This window comes from Methylomonas fluvii (genome assembly GCF_014850975.1).
Taxonomy (GTDB): Bacteria; Pseudomonadota; Gammaproteobacteria; order Methylococcales; family Methylomonadaceae; genus Methylomonas; species Methylomonas fluvii.
In genome coordinates this window covers 358,066-376,785 of record NZ_JACXST010000002.1, presented here as the reverse complement: position 1 = coordinate 376,785, position 18,720 = coordinate 358,066, and the positions used below count along the sequence as shown (strand labels likewise).

The following is an 18,720-nucleotide window of genomic DNA, read 5'->3' as shown; positions in this document are numbered from 1 at the left end:
TTTTCCCTTAAATGATTAATTGCCCACGACACGTAGTAATTTGTACCAAAATACATCTAGCGGCATGACGATAAAATGAAATGCAACGATAGCCAGAATGCCGGCTATTGCCATGCCTATCAACAACATCCGTCGTTCGTTCCTATGAGCTTGATGTTCCTTCTGGCTTTCAAAATAAGGTATCGACGCCAAAGGTTCCACACCCAGAATCGCCGCGACCGCTTTTGGGCTATTAACGGTCGAATCCAGCATTTCGGTCAACGCGACCGCGCCCAAACCGCTCGCCAAAGCCAACACCATGCCCAATACCATAATCGCAATTCGATTCGGGCTAACCGGCTCTAACGGTTCTTGTGGAGGGTCGATTAAGGTAAAACGCTCGCCTTTTCTTTCCATTTCCAATTGCTGCGAGATTTGCGCTTCCATTTCTCGCGCGCTCACTTCCCGGTAGCGCAGATTGGTATTGTCCAGATCCTGGATCAAATCCATGTATTCTTTTTCAACCAATGGCGATTGGCGTAGGCTGGAGCGTAACTCTTCCATTTTGCTCTGTACACGGCCACGAGTGAAATTCAACGATTCGATTTCTGTATTCACGGAAGCCAACTGCGATTTCAAGGTGATATAGGCTGGGTTATCCGGTTGAATGCTGGCGTTGCTGTAGTCGCTTTGTTTCGCGGTAGCCAGGCTCTGTTGCAAGGCACTGATTTGTTTTTGCAGTTTCACCACGTCCGGGTGTTTGTCGGAATACTGTTTCAACAACAAGGCCAGTTCTGCTTTTCTGTCGGTTAGTTCGCCGTTCATCGCATTTAGATCGGTGTTGGAGCCGATTTCTTTTTGTAATGAGTCGATTTCCCGTTTGATTTTAATTACATCCGGATGGTTGGCAGAATGGTTAGATAACACCGATGGATATTGCGATTGCAGTTCCTTCAAACGGTCTTTCATGTCGAACACCCGATTGCCCACGGCGTTGGTAGCCATGGTGTTGGGATCGATTTGCGCCAATTCACCTTCAAGATAATAACGCCTATCTTGCAGTGTCCGTTCTTGGCTATCCAATTGCAATAACTGATTGCTCAAGGAGGTCAGTTCTTGCTGGTTCATGGCACTGATTTGCGGCAGTTGGTTCAGGTTCTTTTCCTTGAACGTAGCCAGGTTTTGTTGAATTTCCTGGATTTTGGCTTTCAGGCGTTTGGATTCCTCACTCAAAAACAATGCCGCATTTTCCGCAGATTCGGTGCGCGATTTGATGTTTTCTTTCAGGAACAAGGAAGTCAATTCGTTAGCGACTTTTTGCGCAAGCTCTGGCGATTTATCATCAAATGTTAGCGTAAAGGCAATGGTAGCTTGTTGGGCGGGGCCGCTTTTGTTATTGGCGACGTCGGCACTGATGGTCTCGACTTTGATGCTTTTACGCATTTTTTCCAGAATGACTTCTTCCGGTTTTTTTTGCCGTTCTTCGGCGTAGAGATCGTATTTCTTGATAATCTCGGTCAAATTCGGTCGGGTCATGATCCGTTGGCTGATCATCTGAATCCGTTGGTCCGCGAAGGTGGTGACTGTCGAATGCACCAGTTCGGCGGGGATTTCTTGGGCTTCGATCAAAATAGTGGAACTAGAGCGGTAAACTGCCGGTAACAGTACTGCCAAAACGATGCTGATCAGCGCGATGATTAGAAACGGAATAACTAAAAACCTTCTACGTCGTTTGATGATTTTTAGATAGTCCTTGATGTCGATGGCTTGATTTTCCACGCTATTTCACCTGACGATTGATTTGAGGTTGATAAGAGAATTGTAGTTGTACGCTATCGCCGGTGATGGTCTGGTTGATGGACTCAAGCACCTGCTGGCGATAGCTATAAGACAGATTCAAATTGATTTCCGGCGTCCAGTGCCACTGAACATTGGGAGACAGGGTAATGAAAGTACGGTTATTGCTTCTGGTGGTATCGTTGCTAAATGTGGATATCGATTCAGATAACAAGTAATTGGCGTTGATGCCGGTAGACAAGCGTTCGGTGAGATTGTAACGGCCTCGAGCTGAAAATGTGGTTGACGTTTGCTGGTTGCCAGTACTTGCAGGGCTGAGCTGTTGTCCGGCACTTAAGCTAAAGTCCCCCAGTCGCTTTTACGGGCCAGACTTGCCGAAAACACGTTTCCCACGGTGTTTTTAGATAGTGAGGACTGTTGAGAAAGTGGGAACGGAATTGTGGTGTCTCTGAAATAAGTGAATTGCGTACTGTCAGTTGTTGTGTCGCGGATACCCGCTGATAGAGCTAACTGGGTTTGCTCGTTAAACAGGTATTGCAGGCCGGCTTGATAGGTAATAGTTGTCGACTTTTGGCTAAAACCAGATGTCACGGGGAAACCAAACGCAGTTCCCGGTCTTTGGTTAGCCGATTCATATTCAGTGTAAGCCCCTGTCAGGTTAAACGACAAACGTTCGGTGTAGGCATGACTGGCCGTTGCCGAATATTGCTGGAAACTATAATCCGAGTAATTGAAGATGTTTGTCAGGTTTTGTGCTCTGTTAAATGTCACATCCTGGTAGCTATAGCCCAATTGAAGGGAGCTTTTTTCGCTCAGGTTGTAAGTGACAGTTGGAGATACTGATTTGGTGTTGCGTGGGACGAGAAGCTGCACACCACCTGCTTCATTTATCTGAGTAGGGTCTATTGTGGTTGGATCCAATTGGGTGTTGATCGAGGATTCTTCCGCGTAGCTTGCCGCAAGATCGGTTTTGAAATGTTCGCCCTGGTATTTATGGCTAAGATTGACCAGTTTTTCGGAAAAATCCAACGCCGAATCGCTACTGTAAATTAATTCGTTCCATCTGAATCGAGTATTCAACTCATTGTCGTCCGCAAGATAGCCGAACATCACACCAGGAGAAATGGTGCTGATAAAATTGCTATGCTTTGGATGAAGCTGCATGCGTACATTATCGTCAAAGCGTTCCTTAAAGCTGAACTCTGGTTTGAACAACAAATCCAGCGCATAGCCATCGGTGCTGAATAAAACCAACGCAGGTAGCAAAAAATCCGTTTTTATCTTCATAGATAGTGCTTCTATCTAATTCCGCTTAGGGTACGGTAACCGTATCTCCCGGTTCCAGCAGGATGTTTTGTTCCAGATCTTCGCCATCTATCACATCGCTATAGTCGAAAGGAAACACTTTAACTTGATCGCCGGTGCGGCGAATAATGCTGATCGAACCTTCCTTGGCAAACACGGTCAGGCCGCCGGCCAGGCTTAGCGCTTGCAGCACATCCAGGCGTCTGCCGGAAAACACTTGTCCGGGTTTGTTGACTTTACCGATCACGAAAATGGAGTTGCCTTGGTTGTTGAGTAATTTAACCGAAATCGATGGGTCGGATATGTAATCGGCCAGCCTGCTGGTCAAATTATCTTTCAGCTCGGTAATGGTTTTGCCGGCGGCGCCGACGGTACCTATCAAAGGGAAAATAATAGTGCCGTCAGGGGAAATCAGGATTTGCAATTGTTGTAGACCTTCTTCTTTCCAGACCGTGATTTCCAGTGCGTCACCCGGCGATAGTTGATAAGCCGCATAATTGGTCTGCTCGATAGTCACCGTAGGTGCCGGGCTGATTGTAGTAGCGTTAATGGGTTCTGTTGGCGGTGCGGGCGGGATCTGGGTTTCCGGTTCTGCCAGGGCAGTGGTAGAGCAAAGCAGACAAAACGAGAAAAGAGTAATTATCTGTTTCAAAATGTATTCCTTTATGATGTTATTGAGGTTGCAATCCGCACTTTCCGAGCCAAACGCCAAAGCAGGGCCGGATTTTAATAACGGAATATAACAAGAATAAGACGATCCCAAACGCAGTCTTGGGTAAGAAACACCCAGACATTTCATGAGATTATAACCGGGAATGAGTGTGTTTTGTTCGAATCAAACAGTAAATTAACCAAAAATTAATAAAACTTTGGGAGTAAGGCGGTGATAGTGAACGATTTTTTACAACGTGTTAAGTCCGGGCAAGCGGTCGAATTTCAGGAAGCCATTGCGCTTATTGCCGAGCACTATCACTACCAACCCACCGAGTTTAGTAACGGCTTGCAACAGCCTCTGGTGAACGAACCGGGCCGTAACGAGGGTTCCTGCAAGATTTTTGCATTCGCCAAATTGCATCAACTGACTGTCGAACAAACTCTGGCGCTATTCGGTGATTACTATCGCCAAGATGTATTGGGTAACCCGTCCGGCGACGATCATCAAAATATCAGACACTTTATGCGTGATGGTTGGGAAGGCATTGTTTTTAAAAGCGAGGCCTTGCAAGCCAAATAATTGCGGTGAAAATCGATGTACTGCTGATCGGTCAGGGCTTGGCTGGTAGTTTATTGGCTTGGGAGTTATGGCAACGGCAATTACGCGTCGTGGTGGTAGATGATGGTGCTGAAAACGCCTCGCAAGTCGCGGCCGGTTTAATCAATCCGGTTACCGGTCAGCGCTTGGTAAAGCAGGTGGATGTGGAAAATCTGCTGCCGGCCGCGATGCATGCTTATCGGCAGCTTGAGAGGCAGTTTGGACAAGCCTTTTATCAGCAAATGCCGATGTTGAAAATTCTGCGCACCGCCAAAGAGCTTGAAATTGCCGAACGCCGCTTGAGCCGATCGGATTATCGCGACTATTTGTCGGGATTGACGTCCGTCCCCAAGGGAATTAACGCGCCTTACGGTGTGTTACAACAAGGTCAGACCGGCTATTTGCGGACCGAGGCTCTGCTGAATCGGTTGCGTGATTTTTTACGGAACAAGCACTGTTATCGGCGACACACTCTGCAATACGAAGAAATTAATCTCGAGCCGGTACTGCGATGGCAGGAAGTTTATCCTCGGCATATCGTTTTCTGCGAAGGTTATCAGGCGCTTACCAATCCATGGTTCAAGTATTTACCGTTTCAATTGGCAAAAGGTGAAATACTGGGTTGCGAAAGTAGGCAAGATATTCCACAACAGATTTTGAATTACGGTCATTGGCTGATTCCAGTGGAGTCCGGGCGCTTTAAGACCGGTGCGACTTTCGAAACAGATCTAGTAGATCATGTGCCGACCGAAGCAGCGAAAACCGCTTTATTGGCGAGCTTGCGTGCGGTCTGCCCGCAACATCAAACCCTTGATGTTTATCAACATCGGGCAGGAATCCGGCCGGCCACACTCGATAAACAGCCGTTTATCGGCACGCATCTTAAATATCCGCAACTGCATATATTCAATGGCTTTGGCGCCAAGGGCAGCTTGGCGATTCCCTGGTACGCTGCCCGATTTGCCGATTACTTGCAACAGCACGCCGGCTTGCCGCTCGGTTGCGACATACGCCGCTATGACAAAACCTATATCCCTGCTTGAAATTGCCCACAATGTCGTCGGTTCTTACCTTGAGCCGGGCGACGTGGCGCTCGACGCGACACTGGGTAACGGCCACGATACCGTGTTTCTGGCGCAGAGCGTCGGGGCGAGCGGTCATGTGTTTGGATTCGATATTCAGCGGCAAGCGCTGATCAACAGTTTTCGGCGATTACTCCAGCATGATTTACAGCGCCGAGTGACGTTAAGCCTGGCCAGTCATGCCGATATGTTGTCGCATGTGCCCGAGCAATGGCATGGGCGGGTGAGGGCGGTGATGTTCAATCTGGGTTATTTACCCGGCGCCGACAAAACCGTGATTACCCAAATCGATTCGACGTTGGCCGCCTTAAATACTTCGTCTGGCTTGTTGGCGCCGCGCGCCGTGATGACGGTGTTGGCGTATCCCGGTCACGATGGTGGTGATCTGGAAACCCAGCAGTTGGCGGCATGGTGTAGGCAGTTGGATGGAAGTCGTTTTACTACGGAAGTTGTTCTTAGCAGTCACGACAAGCCCAGTGCGCCGCGGCTTTTTGTTATTCGCAAACAACCGATCTGCTATGATTGCGCTCCTTTTTTTACTAGCAATAGATGTGCATCATGTCAGAATTCAATAACGTCACCATTGTCAAACAGGCCAATGTCTATTTCGATGGCAAAGTGAATAGCCGCACCATTAAGTTTGCCGACGGCTCTTCAAAAACCTTGGGTTTTATGCAGCCTGGCGAATATACCTTTAACACGGCCGATCCTGAATTGATGGAAATACTGGCGGGCGAACTGCAAGTGTTGTTGCCTGGCAGCGATGCCTGGCAAACCGTGAAAGGCGGCGAATCTTTTAATGTGCCTGGCAATGCCGCCTTCACCATGAAGGTAAGTGTTGCCAGCGATTACTGCTGTTCTTTTTTGAAGTAAGCGCCGGATGGAAAAGGTAGCGATTTTTGTCGATGTGCAGAATATTTACTACACCACCCGGCAACGCTACCAGAAACATTTCAATTACAGCGCGTTTTGGCAGCAGGCAACCGCAGGTAAACAGGTTGTCGCTGCTATTGCTTACGCCACTGATCGCGGCGATAGCAAACAACAGGGTTTTCAACAAATCCTGAAAAATATTGGTTTTACCGTGAAACTAAAACCCTATATCCAGCGCCGTGACGGCACGAGCAAGGGCGATTGGGATGTGGGGATTACGCTGGATGTGATTGATTACGCTGCGCAGGCTGACCGAATTATTCTATTGTCCGGGGACGGCGATTTCGAGTTGTTATTGCAAAAGGTGCGCAACGATTTTGGTACTGCCAGCGATGTTTATGGCATTCATAGTTTAACCGCGCCGGCCTTGATTCAAGCCGCCGACAATTTTATTGCCATTGCCGGCGCATTATTGCTGTAAGACGTTTGGGCGTTTTACCTATTTTTTATCGGCGTCTTCTTCTACCAATTCTTTGCCTTTCTCTGCGGAACTGGCGGCTTCTTTGGGTTCGGTAGCGTTTTGATTGTTTCTGCGAGCAAAGGTATCGGGTTCGTCGCTACCGAATAAACCGCTGATTTTTTCCCACATCGAGCGTTCCAGGTCGCGTTTTGGTACGTCGACGCTGGTTTCCGTGGATTCCTTGGCAACCGGCATCGAGCTGGGTCTGAAGTCGCCTTGCACGCCCATCAAATTGTCACCATTGAAAAATAAAGACACCCGTTTTTGCACTCGGTCTTCGCCGCCCGGTTGCTCAGAGTATAAATAGTCCCAGCGCTTTTCATGAAAAGCATCGGACAACATAGGCGAACCCATGATATACAAGACTTGACGCTTGGTCATATTAGGCCGCAATTGGTTAATCATGCTTTGATCGATGATATTGCCTTGCTCAATATCCAGGGTATAAACGCCAGGCAAGTTAGTAAGGATGGTGCTGCAAGCGCTAATCGATAAACTGGTGACGGCCGCTAGCAAAAAAGTCGATTTTTTCATGAGAAGAGAATGGAGTCTGACGACAAACGATGGGCCATTATCCCATAATTCTGTCAGCGGCTTGGCGCAAAAAACGATACAATGTTGCGGATTATCGGTTTAAAGGAGGGGGCTTGTGGAAACTCAGGATTTGCGTAATGCGGGCTTAAAGGTGACCTTGCCCAGAATCAAAATTCTGGAGATTCTGGAAAAACAACAGGACGATAGGCATTTGTCGGCTGAGAAGGTCTACAAAATTCTGTTGGCGGAAGGCGAGGAAATTGGCCTGGCGACGGTTTACCGAGTGTTGACCCAATTCGAAGCTGCCGGCTTGGTTAACCGTCATCATTTCGAGGGCGGCAACTCGATATTCGAATTAAACAGCGGCGGCCATCATGATCACGTCGTCTGCATGAAGTGTGGAAAAGTCGATGAATTTACCGATGAAGTCATAGAAAAACGCCAATCGGAAATTGCCCTAAGACTGGGCTACACGCTGACCGATCACAGCCTTTACCTTTACGGTTATTGCGCCGCTTGTAAACCCTCAAAACCCTAAGCATGTTTAAACCTCTCATCCTGTATATCGGGTTGCGCTATACCCGTGCTAAAAAACGCACTCAATTTATCTCGTTCATCACCTTAACATCCGTGCTTGGTATTGCCCTAGGTGTCACGGCCTTAATTACCGTGCTGTCGGTAATGAACGGTTTCGAAGCCGAATTGCGCGAACGCATCCTGGGTATGACCGCGCACAGCACTATAACCGGCCGCTTCGGGCAGCTGGATGATTGGCAGGCTTTAGAGCAACGTACTCGCAGCATGCCGCATGTCGAAGGTGCCGCGCCGTTTATCCATGGTCAAGTGATGGTGAATGCAGACCGCCAAGTCAGCGGCACTTTGCTGCAAGGTGTGTTGCCGGAATACGAAGCCAAAGTGTCGGAAGTTGCCAACAAAATGATGTTCGGTAGTTTGAAGGATTTAGTCCCCGGCGAGTTCGGTATTGTCCTGGGCGCGGAGTTGGCCAGTTACCTGGGTGTAATGATGGGTGACAAAGTCACCGTGATAACGCCGCAAATTAACTCCACGCCGGCCGGGATTCTGCCGCGCATGAAACGCTTTACCGTGGTTGGGGTATTCAAAGTCGGTATGTACGAATACGACCGCAACATGGCTTTGATGCATCTCGATGATGCCGGCAAATTGTTCCGCCTGGAGCAAGCCGTATCGGGTTTGCGTCTAAAACTGGATGATTTGTTCAACGCCCCGCGCATCACTCAAGGCTTGGCCGATACGCTGGGCGATGAGTTTAGGGTCAGCGACTGGACCAAGGCCCACAGCAACTTCTTCCGCGCCGTGCAAACCGAAAAGCGGGCGATGTTTATCATCTTACTGCTGATCGTCGCGGTGGCGGCGTTCAACATCGTTTCGACGCTGGTCATGGTCGTCACCGACAAGCGCGGCGACATAGCCATTCTGAAAACCCAGGGCTTATCCAATGGTTCGGTGATGGGTATTTTCATTGTTTTGGGTTGCATCATCGGCAGCATAGGTACCTTATTGGGAACCGTCGGCGGCGTGTTACTGGCTCTGAATGTGGAAACCATCGTGCCGGCCATCGAAAAAGCCTTTGGTGTGCAATTCATGGCTGCCGACGTGTATTACATCAGCGAAGTACCGTCAAAACTGATCTGGACCGATGTGTATTGGATAGCCTGCGTGGCGTTTTTATTGTCCTTGCTGGCGACGCTGTATCCAGCTTGGCAGGCGGCACGCATCAATCCGGCCGAGGTGCTGCGTTATGAATAATGCCATCGTATTGCAGTGCCAGCAGTTAACCAAACGCTACGAACAGGGCGATTTGAATGTCGAAGTGTTACGCGGCGTCGATCTGGCGATTCATGCCGGCCAGCGAGTCGCCATCATGGGTGCTTCCGGCTCCGGCAAAAGCACCTTGCTGCATCTGTTAGGCGGTCTGGAAAAACCCAGCTCCGGCTCAGTGATGCTGGATGGCGCAGATTTGAACAAGATTAGCGCCGGCAAACTTAGCCAGCTACGCAATCGCTCACTGGGGTTCATCTACCAGTTCCATCATCTGTTGGGCGAATTCACCATTCTGGAAAATGTGGCGATGCCGCTGTTGATTGGTAAGCAATCGATCAAACAGGCACAGCAACAGGCGGCCGAGTTGCTGAAGCGGGTCGGGTTGGGGCATAGAATGCTGCATAAACCCGGCGAACTTTCCGGCGGGGAAAGACAACGTGCCGCCGTGGCGCGCGCCTTGATCAACAAGCCTAAATGCGTTCTGGCCGACGAACCGACCGGTAATCTCGACAGCAAAACCGCTGAGCAGATTTATCAGCTGATGCTGGAATTGAATCAGGAATTACAGGTGAGTTTTTTGGTGGTGACGCATGATCCGGAATTGGCGGGACGGATGGATCATGTGCTTTATATGGAAGATGGGTTGATTGTGCCGGAAAGGATTCACCACATTTAAATAGTCTTATAACTTTTGCCTGCAAATTATGATGCTGAAGCAAAAGCTAAATGTAGGTTGGGTTTACCCACAGGACATAAAAGCGTAGCGTAACCCAAAAAAATCAAAATCTTGGGTTGATTCAGATTAGTCTTGACCTACCGATTTGGTGTCGCTATCGCGACAGATTGTTCTAAAGTCGGGTCTCGGCCCGACGGCCGAGATACTTTCTTTTGCTTGGCCAAAAGAAAGTATCCAAAGAAAAGGCCACCCGGATGCCGCTTATTCCCTGCGCTCCTCGCTTTTGACGAGGGTCGGCGGAAGGGGCTTCCTGCCCCTCCGCCGACGTGCGGCATCCCTGCCGCACCCCTTCGGGCTATTCTCGCCAAAAGCTTCGGTGCTCGGCGCGGCATACGGGAGAAAACCGTCCCGGCACTGAAAGGTAGTTAGTGAACAAATGATGTAGCCTTGATGGAGTGAAACGAAATCGAGGTTTTGATGGCTTCGATTTCCCGAATTCCGCTGCGCTTCGTCCAGGCTACTTATCAGTTGTTCAGGGTGTCCTCCGTTCTTAATTTATCCGCGATGCATTTTGAAAGCTATGGGGGAGGCAATAGAAATTTCTTTGCGGCTTCAAGTGCAAATTCTCTACCCTCTCTAGAGGTGGACACTGCTTTAATAAAGCTGAGAATTTTGTTGCTTGCTTTGCGATACCACGCGCCCTTAGGCATATCTGTTAAATCAGATTTAAGTTTTTCTAATTCTGAAGTTGCTTCAGATAGCCTTCGCTCCAGAACTTCGGTTTTTTCAATGTTTCCAGCTAGTTTATTCGTCAAGCCGTCAATCTTTTCGCGGAGTATGTCTGCCTCTTCTCGGGTGAAGTGGACATGCTCGTCCAAAACATGTTCATACAATCGATCAGCAATAATTCTTCGAAATTCTTCGAACTCGTCCACTACGGGGTTACTGTTGCGGTATTCATCTTCAATTCTTTGAGTCCACTCTGTTACGGCAAAAATGCATTCGCCAATTTCGTCTCTGAATTGAGTGTCTTCGGTGAGAAAATACTCCCCCGGGCTTGCCAGTGTTTTGAGTTTTTGCCCGAGTTTTGTGACTGAGAATTGGAATTCAGGTTTCGGTATAAATGTGATGACTATTTCTATTTCATCTTCATCAGGATAAATGACCTTATAGTTCGCTGCCGTAAAGTAACTTTCCTCTAGAGCTTCTACGAAGCGTTGCTTGGTGACTGTGCGAAGGGTAGACATTTGCTTACTAAATAGATGGCCGATAAGGCTGTTAGTCTAAGGTGAGCATCATTTTTAATGCCTACCTGATATTTTAATATTTAAGAATTTTTAGTTCCGATTAGCTCAGCGTAATCGGACTTATGTTTAAACTAAATCTCTCGGTCCCTGCGAATATGCTTCCCTATTCGGAAATACATGGCTAAATTTGAAACGCCCAGCCAAAACATAACATTCAGCGACGGTTTTGGTTCCCGTATGCCGCGCCGAGCACCGGAGCTTTTGAATAGATCAGCCCGTTAGGGGCGATGCAGGGATGCATCGCGTTGCCGAAGGGGCAGGAAGCCCCTTTCGGCAACCCCGTTCAAAAGCGAGGAGCGCAGGGAATAAGCGGCATCCGGGCCGCCTTTTCTTTGGATACTTTCTTTTGGCGGAGCAAAAGAAAGTATCTCGGCTGTCGGGCCGAGACCCGACTTCAAAAACACCCATCGCGATAGCGACACAATATCTAGCTTAAGCTATTGCACAGCAGTCTATCCGTTCCAGCTAAATCCTATCCCGCTGAATAAACCGGAAACCTAGCACACAACAAATGCACCTTCTCCCTAACCGCATCAATCACGCTCTCGTCCTCAAGGTTATCCATCACATCGCACATCCATTCCGCCACTTGGCGAACTTCGTCTTCCTTGAAGCCGCGCGAAGTAGGTGCTGGCGTGCCCACCCGGATGCCGCTGGTGACGAACGGTGATTGCGGGTCGTTCGGCACGGCGTTTTTGTTGACGGTGATATGGGCCCGGCCCAAGGCGGCGTCGGCGGCTTTGCCGGTGATGCCTTTGGGAATTAAGGACACCAGCATCAAGTGGTTGTCGGTGCCGCCGGAAACCACATCAAAGCCGCGTTTGATAAACACTTCGGCCATGGCCCGGGCGTTTTTCACCACTTGTTGTTGGTAGGTTTTAAATTCCGGGGTCAGGGCTTCTTTAAAAGCGACGGCTTTGGCGGCGATCACGTGCATCAACGGCCCGCCTTGAATGCCGGGGAAGATGTTGGAATTGATCTTTTTCTCCAGATCCGGATTGCTTTTGCACAAAATCAAGCCGCCGCGTGGGCCGCGCAGGGATTTGTGGGTGGTGCTGGTGACTACGTCGGCAATCGGCACCGGATTGGGGTATATGCCTGCCGCGACCAGGCCGGCGACATGGGCCATGTCCACGACAAAATAAGCGCCGACTTTATCGGCGATGTCGCGGAAGCGTTGCCAGTCCCAAATGCGCGAGTAAGCAGAGAAGCCGGCAATGATCAGTTTGGGTTTGTGTTCCAGGGCCAGCGCTTCGACTTGTTCGTAATCGATTTCGCCGGTGTCTTTGTTCAAGCCGTACTGGATGGCGTTGTAGATTTTGCCGGAGAAATTGGGTTTGGCGCCGTGAGTCAAGTGGCCGCCGTCGGCCAGGCTCAAGCCCAGGATGGTGTCGCCGGGTTGAATTAGGGACATGAACACTGCCATATTGGCTTGCGAACCGGAGTGGGCCTGGACGTTGGCGTAATCGGCGCCGAACAATTCTTTGGCGCGGTCAATCGCCAATTGCTCGACGATGTCGACGTATTCGCAGCCGCCGTAATAACGTTTTTCCGGATAGCCTTCGGCGTATTTGTTGGTCAGCACCGTGCCCTGGGCTTCCAGAACCCGGGGGCTGGCATAGTTTTCCGAGGCTATCAGTTCGATATGGTCTTCCTGGCGTTGGCGTTCTTGTTCCATCGCTTGAAACAGTTCGTCATCAAAACCTTTGATGGTCATCGATTCGCTAAACATGGGGTCTCCTAAAGTGAGTTCGGGTTATTCGTGGGGATGCAGTAACAGTATTTGCAAATCGGCGACATTGGTGCCGGTTGCGCCGCTGAGCAGTAAATCGTTCGCCGCTTGCAAGGCAGGGTATGAGTCATTATCGTCTAGCAGGGCCGCCGGGTCGAGTCCGGCGGCGCGGATACGTGGCAACGTTTGGCTATCGATGATGCCTCCGGCGGCATCGGTAGGGCCGTCGCGGCCGTCGGTGCCGGCGCTAAGAAAAGTCCACGCGCCATTCAGGCCGAATTTTTCGGCAGCCAGCGCGAAGGCAAGAGCCATTTCCTGATTGCGGCCGCCTTTGCCATTGCCCTTTAGCGTAACGGTGGTTTCTCCGCCGGCGATAACGGCTGTCGGTCGCGTCATGTCTGCTGTTACGGTTAGCGCATGCAGCGTCAGTTGCTCGGCAACCAAGCGCGCTTCGCCGCACAACTGTTTGCTGTAAAGCTGGGTTTCGTAGCCCAATTGGCGTGCTTGATCAATTGCAGCGTCAACGCTAATGGCATTGCTGCCGACCAAGCTGTGGCTTGTCTTTTTGAAGAGTGGGTCACTGCCTTTAGGCGTTTCGATTTGCAAGCCTTGAGCGCCTTGTTGTAAATGGTTTTGCACGCTGGATGGTATTTTTTGCCAGATGCCGAACGATTCCAACACAGCGACGGCGTCTACGAAAGTGGTGTCGTCGGGGACGGTGGGACCACTGGCGATGGCGCTTAAATCGTTATCCAGTACGTCGGATAAAATCAGTGCGTGCAAATCGGCGGGTGCGGCAAGCCTGGCTAAGCCGCCGCCTTTGAGTTGAGACAGATGTTTACGGACGCAATTGATCTGGTTGATGGTTGCGCCGGAGGCTAGCAGTAGACGGGTGGTGGCGATTTTATCCGCCAGATTGATGCCGGGGACGGGATAGGGCAGCAATGCCGAGCCGCCGCCGGAAATCAACACCAAAACCAACTCGCCGGGATTAGTGTCGCTCAGGCGGCTGGCGATGGTCTTTGCCGCGTGCAAACCGGCCGCGTCCGGCAGCGGATGGCCGGCGCCGAATACATGGCAGTTTTCGACGACATCAATGTTGTCGTAATTGGTCACGACAATGCCTTTAGCCGCAAGCCAGGCCTCGGGAATTATCGTTTGTGCCGCATCGGCCATTGCGCAAGCTGCTTTGCCGAAAGATATTAAATGAATGCGCCGCCAGTCGCCGCTGCGGTAGCCGGTTTGTTCCGAACCAATATGCAGCAGTTCGCTATCGGCTCTGAGAAAACGCTTTACGGCAAGATACGGATCAGCCGCCGCGACGCCGGTGCGAAAAATGGCGGCTGCGTGTTCACGATAACTTGGCTGGACTGCGGACATATCGATCCGGCAGGGCCTTAAGCCATGGCTTTAGCGAGTGCGAAGATGATTTCCGCGTCGAACACTTGCTTGTTGCTTTCAAATAGCTTGGTGATACAGGCGCGGTGTAAGGCTAGTTTTAGCGCGCCGAAGCCGATGGCGCCCCAGACGATTTTGCCGTGCCGCTGTTCGCCGCGATCCAGTACATCGGTGCCGCCAATGCCGACAGGCGGTGTGGCGTTGGCGTCCGCCAACAATTGCAGATTTGGATTGTTTTGCCAATGTTCCGGCTTTAACAATTGGACACCGGCAGCACCGGTCGCTAACACGATGTTGGCGTCTTGGATGGCGGCGGCGCGACTGTCGTAATCGGCGGCTTCTACGGGTGTCAGATCTACGCCGAAACGCTCCTTCATCGCGAAGCAGGCTTTTTCCGCGTTAAATATGTGTCGGGAAGTGATACTGACTTGCGCGCCTTCCAGTGCCATCATCGCCGCCGCGCGTTGACCGACCGGGCCTGTACCCGCTAATACCACTGCTTTCTTGCCGGCCAGGCTAGCGCTGCTGCCCAGTTTGGCAACGGCGGCGGCGGCTGTGGTATTGCTGCCATTACTGTCCAACATTACCGAGACTTGGAAACCGGGAAAAAAATGCTTTTGCACTGCTATCAGTAAACGCTGGCCAGCTTCGATATTGCTGCCACCGATAAAAATCGCAGTATTTTTTTTGTCCTTGGGGGCGCGAGTGAAGATCGTGCCGTCAACCAAGCCACCGACGATATCGGGGGTAATGTTGCCGTAACCAATGACATGGTCCGCGCCGCCGTCGTAAGCGACTACGGTATCGAAAGTCGAGGGATGAGTGTCGGTGTCGAACTGGAATAACAATTTTTTCATTAAGCTACCTGATATGAATAATGGTGGCCTGGTGGGATAAGGTTAGCCGGCGGCATTATACAGAATAATATTTACCTCGCCGCAGAATCCAAGCCTGTTTTGGCAAGCTGGAATTAGTGATTGTTTGCTTAAAAACTTTATGTCATATTGGAAAAGCCTGCCGTTGGGTCGGGTGTGGAAGAATCCATTCATTAAAGAGGAACGCAGATGAAAACGCCCGTCGATATTGCTGTAACAGGTGCAGCTGGTCAGATTAGTTATTCCTTGTTATTTCATTTGGCGTCTGGCGAATTGCTAGGGCTGGATCAGCCTATCGTATTGCGTCTGTTGGAAATTCCACCCGCTATGAAGCAGTTACAAGGCGTGGTGATGGAGTTGAACGATTGCGCGTTTCCGTTGATCAACAAAATTATCATCACCGATGATCCGAAAGTGGCATTCGATAACGTCGATTATGCATTTTTGGTGGGGGCAAAGCCGCGCGGACCGGGGATGTTGCGCAGCGATTTATTATTGGATAACGCGCAGATTTTTATCACTCAAGGTCGGGCGCTGAATGAGGTAGCCAACCGGAATGTCAAGGTGTTAGTGACCGGCAACCCGGCCAACACCAACGCTCTAATCGCTATTCATAACGCACCGGATTTAGCGCCGGAGTGTTTTACGGCCATGACCATGCTCGATCATAAACGTGCGATAAGTCAGGTGGCCGAGAAATGCGGGGTGCTGAGCAGAGACGTGAAAAACGTGGCGGTTTGGGGTAACCATTCCTGCACTCAATATCCTGATTTACATCATGCCAAAGTCAAGGGCATGGATGTATTGTCATTGGTTGAGCAATCCTGGTTTGTTGATGAATTTATCCCCACTGTGCAGTACCGAGGTACGGAAATTATCAAGGTACGCGGCCAGTCCAGTGCGGCGTCTGCAGCGCATGCGGCGATTGAGCATATGCGGGTTTGGGCCTTCGGCACCGATCAAGGAGACTGGGTGAGTATGGCGGTCGCATCCGACGGTAGCTATGGTGTTGAGGAAGGATTGGTTTATTCCTTCCCGGTGACGGTGGTGGATGGGCAGATCGGCATCGTTAAGGGCTTGGATCTTAACGAGTTCAGCTTGGCAAGATTGCGTCAAAACGAAGTAGAGTTAAAAGAAGAACGACAAGCCATTAAACATCTACTTTAATTGTCCGAGTGCGGGAGCTCAGAGGCTATTCAGCGCGGCTGGGCTTATCGGACATCACTATCGCGATATAGCGTAATAACTACCGCGCCATTATTTGTTCTGATGTTTTCTTGAATTTGCGTCGCGGGTTTCTCGGTTTGCCGATTCGTAAGGCGCCGCCATCCGTGGCAGCTTGTTAACGACTGGTAAAAAGCACTCTATCCCTCATCCAACGATAGGGAGCTTTAGCGCGTCCTTAAAATCTTGAATTGGTCGGGGGCTTTAGTTGATACCCCGGAAATTGATTGGGTGGGACAGGCAACAAAATAGTGCTTTATTATTTATACAAAGCAATAGATGTGCCAATTGTAAATTCCCATTCAACGGGGTGTGCACGGGGGTATGAGTAATGCCAAAGTACCGGTTTTGAGGCTTATGCCGCAAGAACAAGGGATATGCCGTATTTTTGGACACATTGAATTTGTGCCGCATCGGTAAGGGAATAAGCTCAGCGTGTTGTTGAGTCTGCAACGGCTAACGAACCTCCAGAATTGCCGTGTACGTCTATCCACAAGTACGGCAATGCCAACTGTTCCAGCCAGCTTGGGCCTTGTTCTTCCTTGAGCATGGCGATGGTTGACGCGCTGCCGGCCACTACGCAGAATTCGCCGATGACGCTGACAGATGCCAGGTGCCGAACCGGCCAGCCTGTTTTCGGATTGAGGATGTGTCCGTAGCGCTGGCCGTTGACGATAATGCAGCGCTCATAGTCCCCGCTGCTGGCGACGGCGCCGCTATGTAGTGCCAAAGTACTGGCTAATGTCTGTTTTTGACGGGGATGATGGATGCCGACATGCCAGGCGGCGCCGTCCGGCCGTGGGCCTATCAATTTGATGTCGCCGCCCAAATTGATAAAGCCGTGGCGAGCGCCGGCATTCCATGCAATAACCGCAGCCCGGTCTACGGCATACTCTTTGACGATGCCGCCAAAATCCAGCTCCATGCCGGCTAGTGGAAACTCCAATAGCGGCGCCTGCCAGCGTAGCTTGTGCCATCCAACTTTTTTCAATAATGTTTTAATAAGTTGTTCATCCGGCAACTGGCCGGATTCAAAACGCCATGCCTGCCGTAAAATTCCGGACGTGATGTCGAAAAGGCCGTCGCTTTGTTGGTAACAGGTTGCAGCATAATTCAGTAATCCAGCCGTTTCCTCATCCACGGTAATGCGGCCGCCTTTGGCTGCGACTTGATTGATGCTTGAGAGCAGGCTGTCGGGTTTATACCGGGAATACAATCCCTCCAAGCGTTGCACGTCGGCTGTTACTATATCGGCAATACGCTTGGCCTGTTTATGCTCCCTGGCAATCAATTGGATTTCGCATTGGGTACCCATAGCCTGGAATGGGAAGCGAAATAAGGATGTTGGACTCAAGATTAATCTTTGTCGGCTTGAAAGTGATAAGCGGCGGCTAATCGGATTTTATCGCCGTATTTTTTTTATTAGAGCCAAGTAAAGCGTTAGTGGCAGTAAGCTGGGTAGAATATATTTTAAGTCGTTCATGCCAAAATATCCCAAACCCAAGGTTTTTCTAAATAAATGATGTGCGCTCGGTAAATCGTTTTTCCAATAAAACTCATAAGCTCTTTGCAATAACTGGCCTTTTGTCAAAAGATTGGTTTTAGCTTTACCCAGCGTTAGCGATATTACCGGAAAGTCTCTCAGCAAGCCTTTTTGCACGCCCCAATGATTTAGTATCGCCCTAAGTCGGTTGCTGGAAATTTGTTCGCCTTGTTGATGGTGATAATAAGCCAATACTTCAGGAGCGCGGACAATATTGGCGAACATTGCAATCCTGATCCACATATCGAAATCTTCAGCAGTTAGCCAGTGTTCGTTAAAACCTCCAACTTGATCGATGGCCAATTTTCGCGTCAACGCCGCGTGAATTGGCCAAGGGCAACTGCGCAACAAAACGGCAAACTTATCGTTTCCTTCATAATCAGGCGGAATATAAGGTTGGCATTGTTCGGCGCTCAGACCAATATTTTGCCAGCCGCAGTATGCGAGTACGCAATCCGGTTTTTCTTCAAGTATATGATGAAGCTTTGCCAGAAACTCAGGGTGCCAACTGTCGTCGGAGTCCAGAAAGGCGATAAATTTTCCTGATGCGGCTTTCAATCCCCGATTTCGGGCGGGACCGGGGCCTTTATTCTGTTGGGAAATAATTTTTATATTTTGATACAGCGTTGTTATTACCTGCAAAACCTCTAGCGAGTTATCCGTGGAGCCGTCGTCGACCACTATCAATTCGAAATTTTTGAAAGTTTGTTGATACAGATTGGCGATGGTTTTGCCAATGATATGTGCCGAGTTATAGCAAGGCATAATCACGGAAATGAGTGGTTTAGCTTGAGATATATCAGTAGTTTGTCGCATGCTG

General features: G+C 50.0%; 20 protein-coding genes. 9 read left to right on the top strand and 11 right to left on the bottom strand.

All coding sequences use genetic code 11. From position 1 onward, the window contains the following. Window positions 1-15 precede the first annotated feature (15 nt). The 4 genes from EBB_RS11260 to EBB_RS11250 all read right to left on the bottom strand — a co-directional run bounded on the left by EBB_RS11260 (window position 16) and on the right by EBB_RS11250 (window position 3,733). Window positions 16-1,758, bottom strand: coding sequence for a lipopolysaccharide biosynthesis protein (locus EBB_RS11260; RefSeq protein WP_192393955.1), 1,743 nt, complete (start codon window positions 1,756-1,758; stop codon window positions 16-18). A gap of 1 nt (window position 1,759) precedes the next feature. Beyond that, window positions 1,760-2,017, bottom strand: coding sequence for a hypothetical protein (locus EBB_RS25900; RefSeq protein WP_225587404.1), 258 nt, complete (start codon window positions 2,015-2,017; stop codon window positions 1,760-1,762). A 92-nt stretch (window positions 2,018-2,109) separates the two neighbouring features. After that, window positions 2,110-3,063, bottom strand: a complete 954-nt coding sequence (locus EBB_RS11255) for a porin family protein (protein WP_225587403.1) — start codon at window positions 3,061-3,063, stop codon at window positions 2,110-2,112. Window positions 3,064-3,088: 25 nt separating this feature from the next. Further along, complete coding sequence (locus tag EBB_RS11250; protein WP_225587402.1) at window positions 3,089-3,733, bottom strand: polysaccharide biosynthesis/export family protein; 645 nt, start codon at window positions 3,731-3,733, stop codon at window positions 3,089-3,091. 231 nt (window positions 3,734-3,964) lie between these two features. On the opposite strand from EBB_RS11250, the gene EBB_RS11245 reads away from it, so the two are divergent. Genes EBB_RS11245 through EBB_RS11225 form a run of 5 tightly spaced genes read left to right on the top strand, consistent with a single transcriptional unit; the run spans window position 3,965 to window position 6,769 of the window. After that, the gene (locus EBB_RS11245; RefSeq protein ID WP_192393954.1) at window positions 3,965-4,315 is read left to right on the top strand and encodes a HopJ type III effector protein; all 351 of its coding nucleotides are present in this window, start codon (window positions 3,965-3,967) and stop codon (window positions 4,313-4,315) included. 5 nt (window positions 4,316-4,320) lie between these two features. Then, entirely contained in the window at window positions 4,321-5,376 is a 1,056-nt protein-coding gene (locus EBB_RS11240; RefSeq protein WP_306789998.1) for an NAD(P)/FAD-dependent oxidoreductase, read from the top strand. Further along, complete coding sequence (gene mnmM / locus EBB_RS11235; RefSeq protein ID WP_192393953.1) at window positions 5,351-6,037, top strand: tRNA 5-(aminomethyl)-2-thiouridylate-methyltransferase MnmM; 687 nt, start codon at window positions 5,351-5,353, stop codon at window positions 6,035-6,037. Before EBB_RS11240 ends, mnmM begins: the two co-directional genes overlap by 26 nt. Further along, on the top strand, window positions 5,974-6,288 hold the full coding sequence (ppnP, locus tag EBB_RS11230; RefSeq protein ID WP_192393952.1) for a pyrimidine/purine nucleoside phosphorylase: 315 nt from the start codon (window positions 5,974-5,976) through the stop codon (window positions 6,286-6,288). Before mnmM ends, ppnP begins: the two co-directional genes overlap by 64 nt. A 7-nt stretch (window positions 6,289-6,295) precedes the next feature. After that, window positions 6,296-6,769 (top strand): LabA-like NYN domain-containing protein, encoded by a 474-nt coding sequence (locus EBB_RS11225; protein WP_192393951.1) that lies wholly within the window; start codon window positions 6,296-6,298, stop codon window positions 6,767-6,769. An 18-nt stretch (window positions 6,770-6,787) separates the two neighbouring features. Here EBB_RS11225 and EBB_RS11220 read toward each other — a convergent pair whose 3' ends face one another. Further along, window positions 6,788-7,342 carry an outer membrane protein assembly factor BamE gene (locus EBB_RS11220; RefSeq protein WP_192393950.1) on the bottom strand — a complete coding sequence of 185 codons (555 nt, stop codon included), beginning with the start codon at window positions 7,340-7,342 and terminating at the stop codon, window positions 6,788-6,790. A gap of 115 nt (window positions 7,343-7,457) precedes the next feature. On the opposite strand from EBB_RS11220, the gene fur reads away from it, so the two are divergent. Genes fur through lolD form a run of 3 tightly spaced genes read left to right on the top strand, consistent with a single transcriptional unit; the run spans window position 7,458 to window position 9,821 of the window. Further along, window positions 7,458-7,880, top strand: coding sequence for a ferric iron uptake transcriptional regulator (gene fur, locus EBB_RS11215; protein WP_192393949.1), 423 nt, complete (start codon window positions 7,458-7,460; stop codon window positions 7,878-7,880). 2 nt (window positions 7,881-7,882) lie between these two features. Next, window positions 7,883-9,130, top strand: coding sequence for a lipoprotein-releasing ABC transporter permease subunit (locus EBB_RS11210; RefSeq protein ID WP_192393948.1), 1,248 nt, complete (start codon window positions 7,883-7,885; stop codon window positions 9,128-9,130). Further along, complete coding sequence (lolD, locus tag EBB_RS11205; RefSeq protein WP_192393947.1) at window positions 9,123-9,821, top strand: lipoprotein-releasing ABC transporter ATP-binding protein LolD; 699 nt, start codon at window positions 9,123-9,125, stop codon at window positions 9,819-9,821. The genes EBB_RS11210 and lolD overlap by 8 nt, the downstream gene beginning before the upstream one ends. Before the next feature lie 578 nt (window positions 9,822-10,399). On the opposite strand, the gene EBB_RS11200 is transcribed toward lolD, so the two are convergent. The 4 genes from EBB_RS11200 to EBB_RS11185 all read right to left on the bottom strand — a co-directional run bounded on the left by EBB_RS11200 (window position 10,400) and on the right by EBB_RS11185 (window position 15,115). After that, complete coding sequence (locus EBB_RS11200; protein ID WP_192393946.1) at window positions 10,400-11,068, bottom strand: hypothetical protein; 669 nt, start codon at window positions 11,066-11,068, stop codon at window positions 10,400-10,402. A 532-nt stretch (window positions 11,069-11,600) separates the two neighbouring features. Beyond that, window positions 11,601-12,860 (bottom strand): serine hydroxymethyltransferase, encoded by a 1,260-nt coding sequence (gene glyA, locus EBB_RS11195; protein WP_192393945.1) that lies wholly within the window; start codon window positions 12,858-12,860, stop codon window positions 11,601-11,603. A gap of 24 nt (window positions 12,861-12,884) precedes the next feature. Beyond that, window positions 12,885-14,240, bottom strand: a complete 1,356-nt coding sequence (locus tag EBB_RS11190) for a glycerate kinase type-2 family protein (RefSeq protein ID WP_192393944.1) — start codon at window positions 14,238-14,240, stop codon at window positions 12,885-12,887. 17 nt (window positions 14,241-14,257) lie between these two features. Continuing rightward, window positions 14,258-15,115 carry an NADP-dependent methylenetetrahydromethanopterin/methylenetetrahydrofolate dehydrogenase gene (locus EBB_RS11185; RefSeq protein ID WP_192393943.1) on the bottom strand — a complete coding sequence of 286 codons (858 nt, stop codon included), beginning with the start codon at window positions 15,113-15,115 and terminating at the stop codon, window positions 14,258-14,260. 207 nt (window positions 15,116-15,322) lie between these two features. Between EBB_RS11185 and EBB_RS11180 the strand changes: the two genes are divergently transcribed. Next, window positions 15,323-16,300 carry a malate dehydrogenase gene (locus tag EBB_RS11180; protein WP_192393942.1) on the top strand — a complete coding sequence of 326 codons (978 nt, stop codon included), beginning with the start codon at window positions 15,323-15,325 and terminating at the stop codon, window positions 16,298-16,300. Window positions 16,301-16,787: 487 nt separating this feature from the next. On the opposite strand, the gene EBB_RS11175 is transcribed toward EBB_RS11180, so the two are convergent. Together EBB_RS11175 and EBB_RS11170 are read right to left on the bottom strand one after the other, a co-directional pair. Next, window positions 16,788-17,672, bottom strand: a complete 885-nt coding sequence (locus EBB_RS11175) for an FAD:protein FMN transferase (protein ID WP_192395001.1) — start codon at window positions 17,670-17,672, stop codon at window positions 16,788-16,790. A gap of 87 nt (window positions 17,673-17,759) precedes the next feature. Beyond that, window positions 17,760-18,716 (bottom strand): glycosyltransferase family 2 protein, encoded by a 957-nt coding sequence (locus EBB_RS11170; protein ID WP_225587401.1) that lies wholly within the window; start codon window positions 18,714-18,716, stop codon window positions 17,760-17,762. Between the last annotated feature and the right edge of the window lie 4 nt (window positions 18,717-18,720).

Bases quoted from the DNA above. Each gene is read 5' to 3' on its own strand.
- EBB_RS11255 (WP_225587403.1), bottom strand. From the start codon at position 3,063: ATGAAGATAAAAACGGATTTTTTGCTACCTGCGTTGGTTTTATTCAGC.
- mnmM (WP_192393953.1), top strand. From the start codon at position 5,351: ATGACAAAACCTATATCCCTGCTTGAAATTGCCCACAATGTCGTCGGT.
- ppnP (WP_192393952.1), top strand. From the start codon at position 5,974: ATGTCAGAATTCAATAACGTCACCATTGTCAAACAGGCCAATGTCTAT.
- EBB_RS11225 (WP_192393951.1), top strand. From the start codon at position 6,296: ATGGAAAAGGTAGCGATTTTTGTCGATGTGCAGAATATTTACTACACC.
- EBB_RS11220 (WP_192393950.1), bottom strand. From the start codon at position 7,342: ATGAAAAAATCGACTTTTTTGCTAGCGGCCGTCACCAGTTTATCGATT.
- EBB_RS11210 (WP_192393948.1), top strand. From the start codon at position 7,883: ATGTTTAAACCTCTCATCCTGTATATCGGGTTGCGCTATACCCGTGCT.
- lolD (WP_192393947.1), top strand. From the start codon at position 9,123: ATGAATAATGCCATCGTATTGCAGTGCCAGCAGTTAACCAAACGCTAC.
- EBB_RS11200 (WP_192393946.1), bottom strand. From the start codon at position 11,068: ATGTCTACCCTTCGCACAGTCACCAAGCAACGCTTCGTAGAAGCTCTA.
- glyA (WP_192393945.1), bottom strand. From the start codon at position 12,860: ATGTTTAGCGAATCGATGACCATCAAAGGTTTTGATGACGAACTGTTT.
- EBB_RS11190 (WP_192393944.1), bottom strand. From the start codon at position 14,240: ATGTCCGCAGTCCAGCCAAGTTATCGTGAACACGCAGCCGCCATTTTT.
- EBB_RS11185 (WP_192393943.1), bottom strand. From the start codon at position 15,115: ATGAAAAAATTGTTATTCCAGTTCGACACCGACACTCATCCCTCGACT.
- EBB_RS11180 (WP_192393942.1), top strand. From the start codon at position 15,323: ATGAAAACGCCCGTCGATATTGCTGTAACAGGTGCAGCTGGTCAGATT.
- EBB_RS11175 (WP_192395001.1), bottom strand. From the start codon at position 17,672: ATGGGTACCCAATGCGAAATCCAATTGATTGCCAGGGAGCATAAACAG.
- EBB_RS11170 (WP_225587401.1), bottom strand. From the start codon at position 18,716: ATGCGACAAACTACTGATATATCTCAAGCTAAACCACTCATTTCCGTG.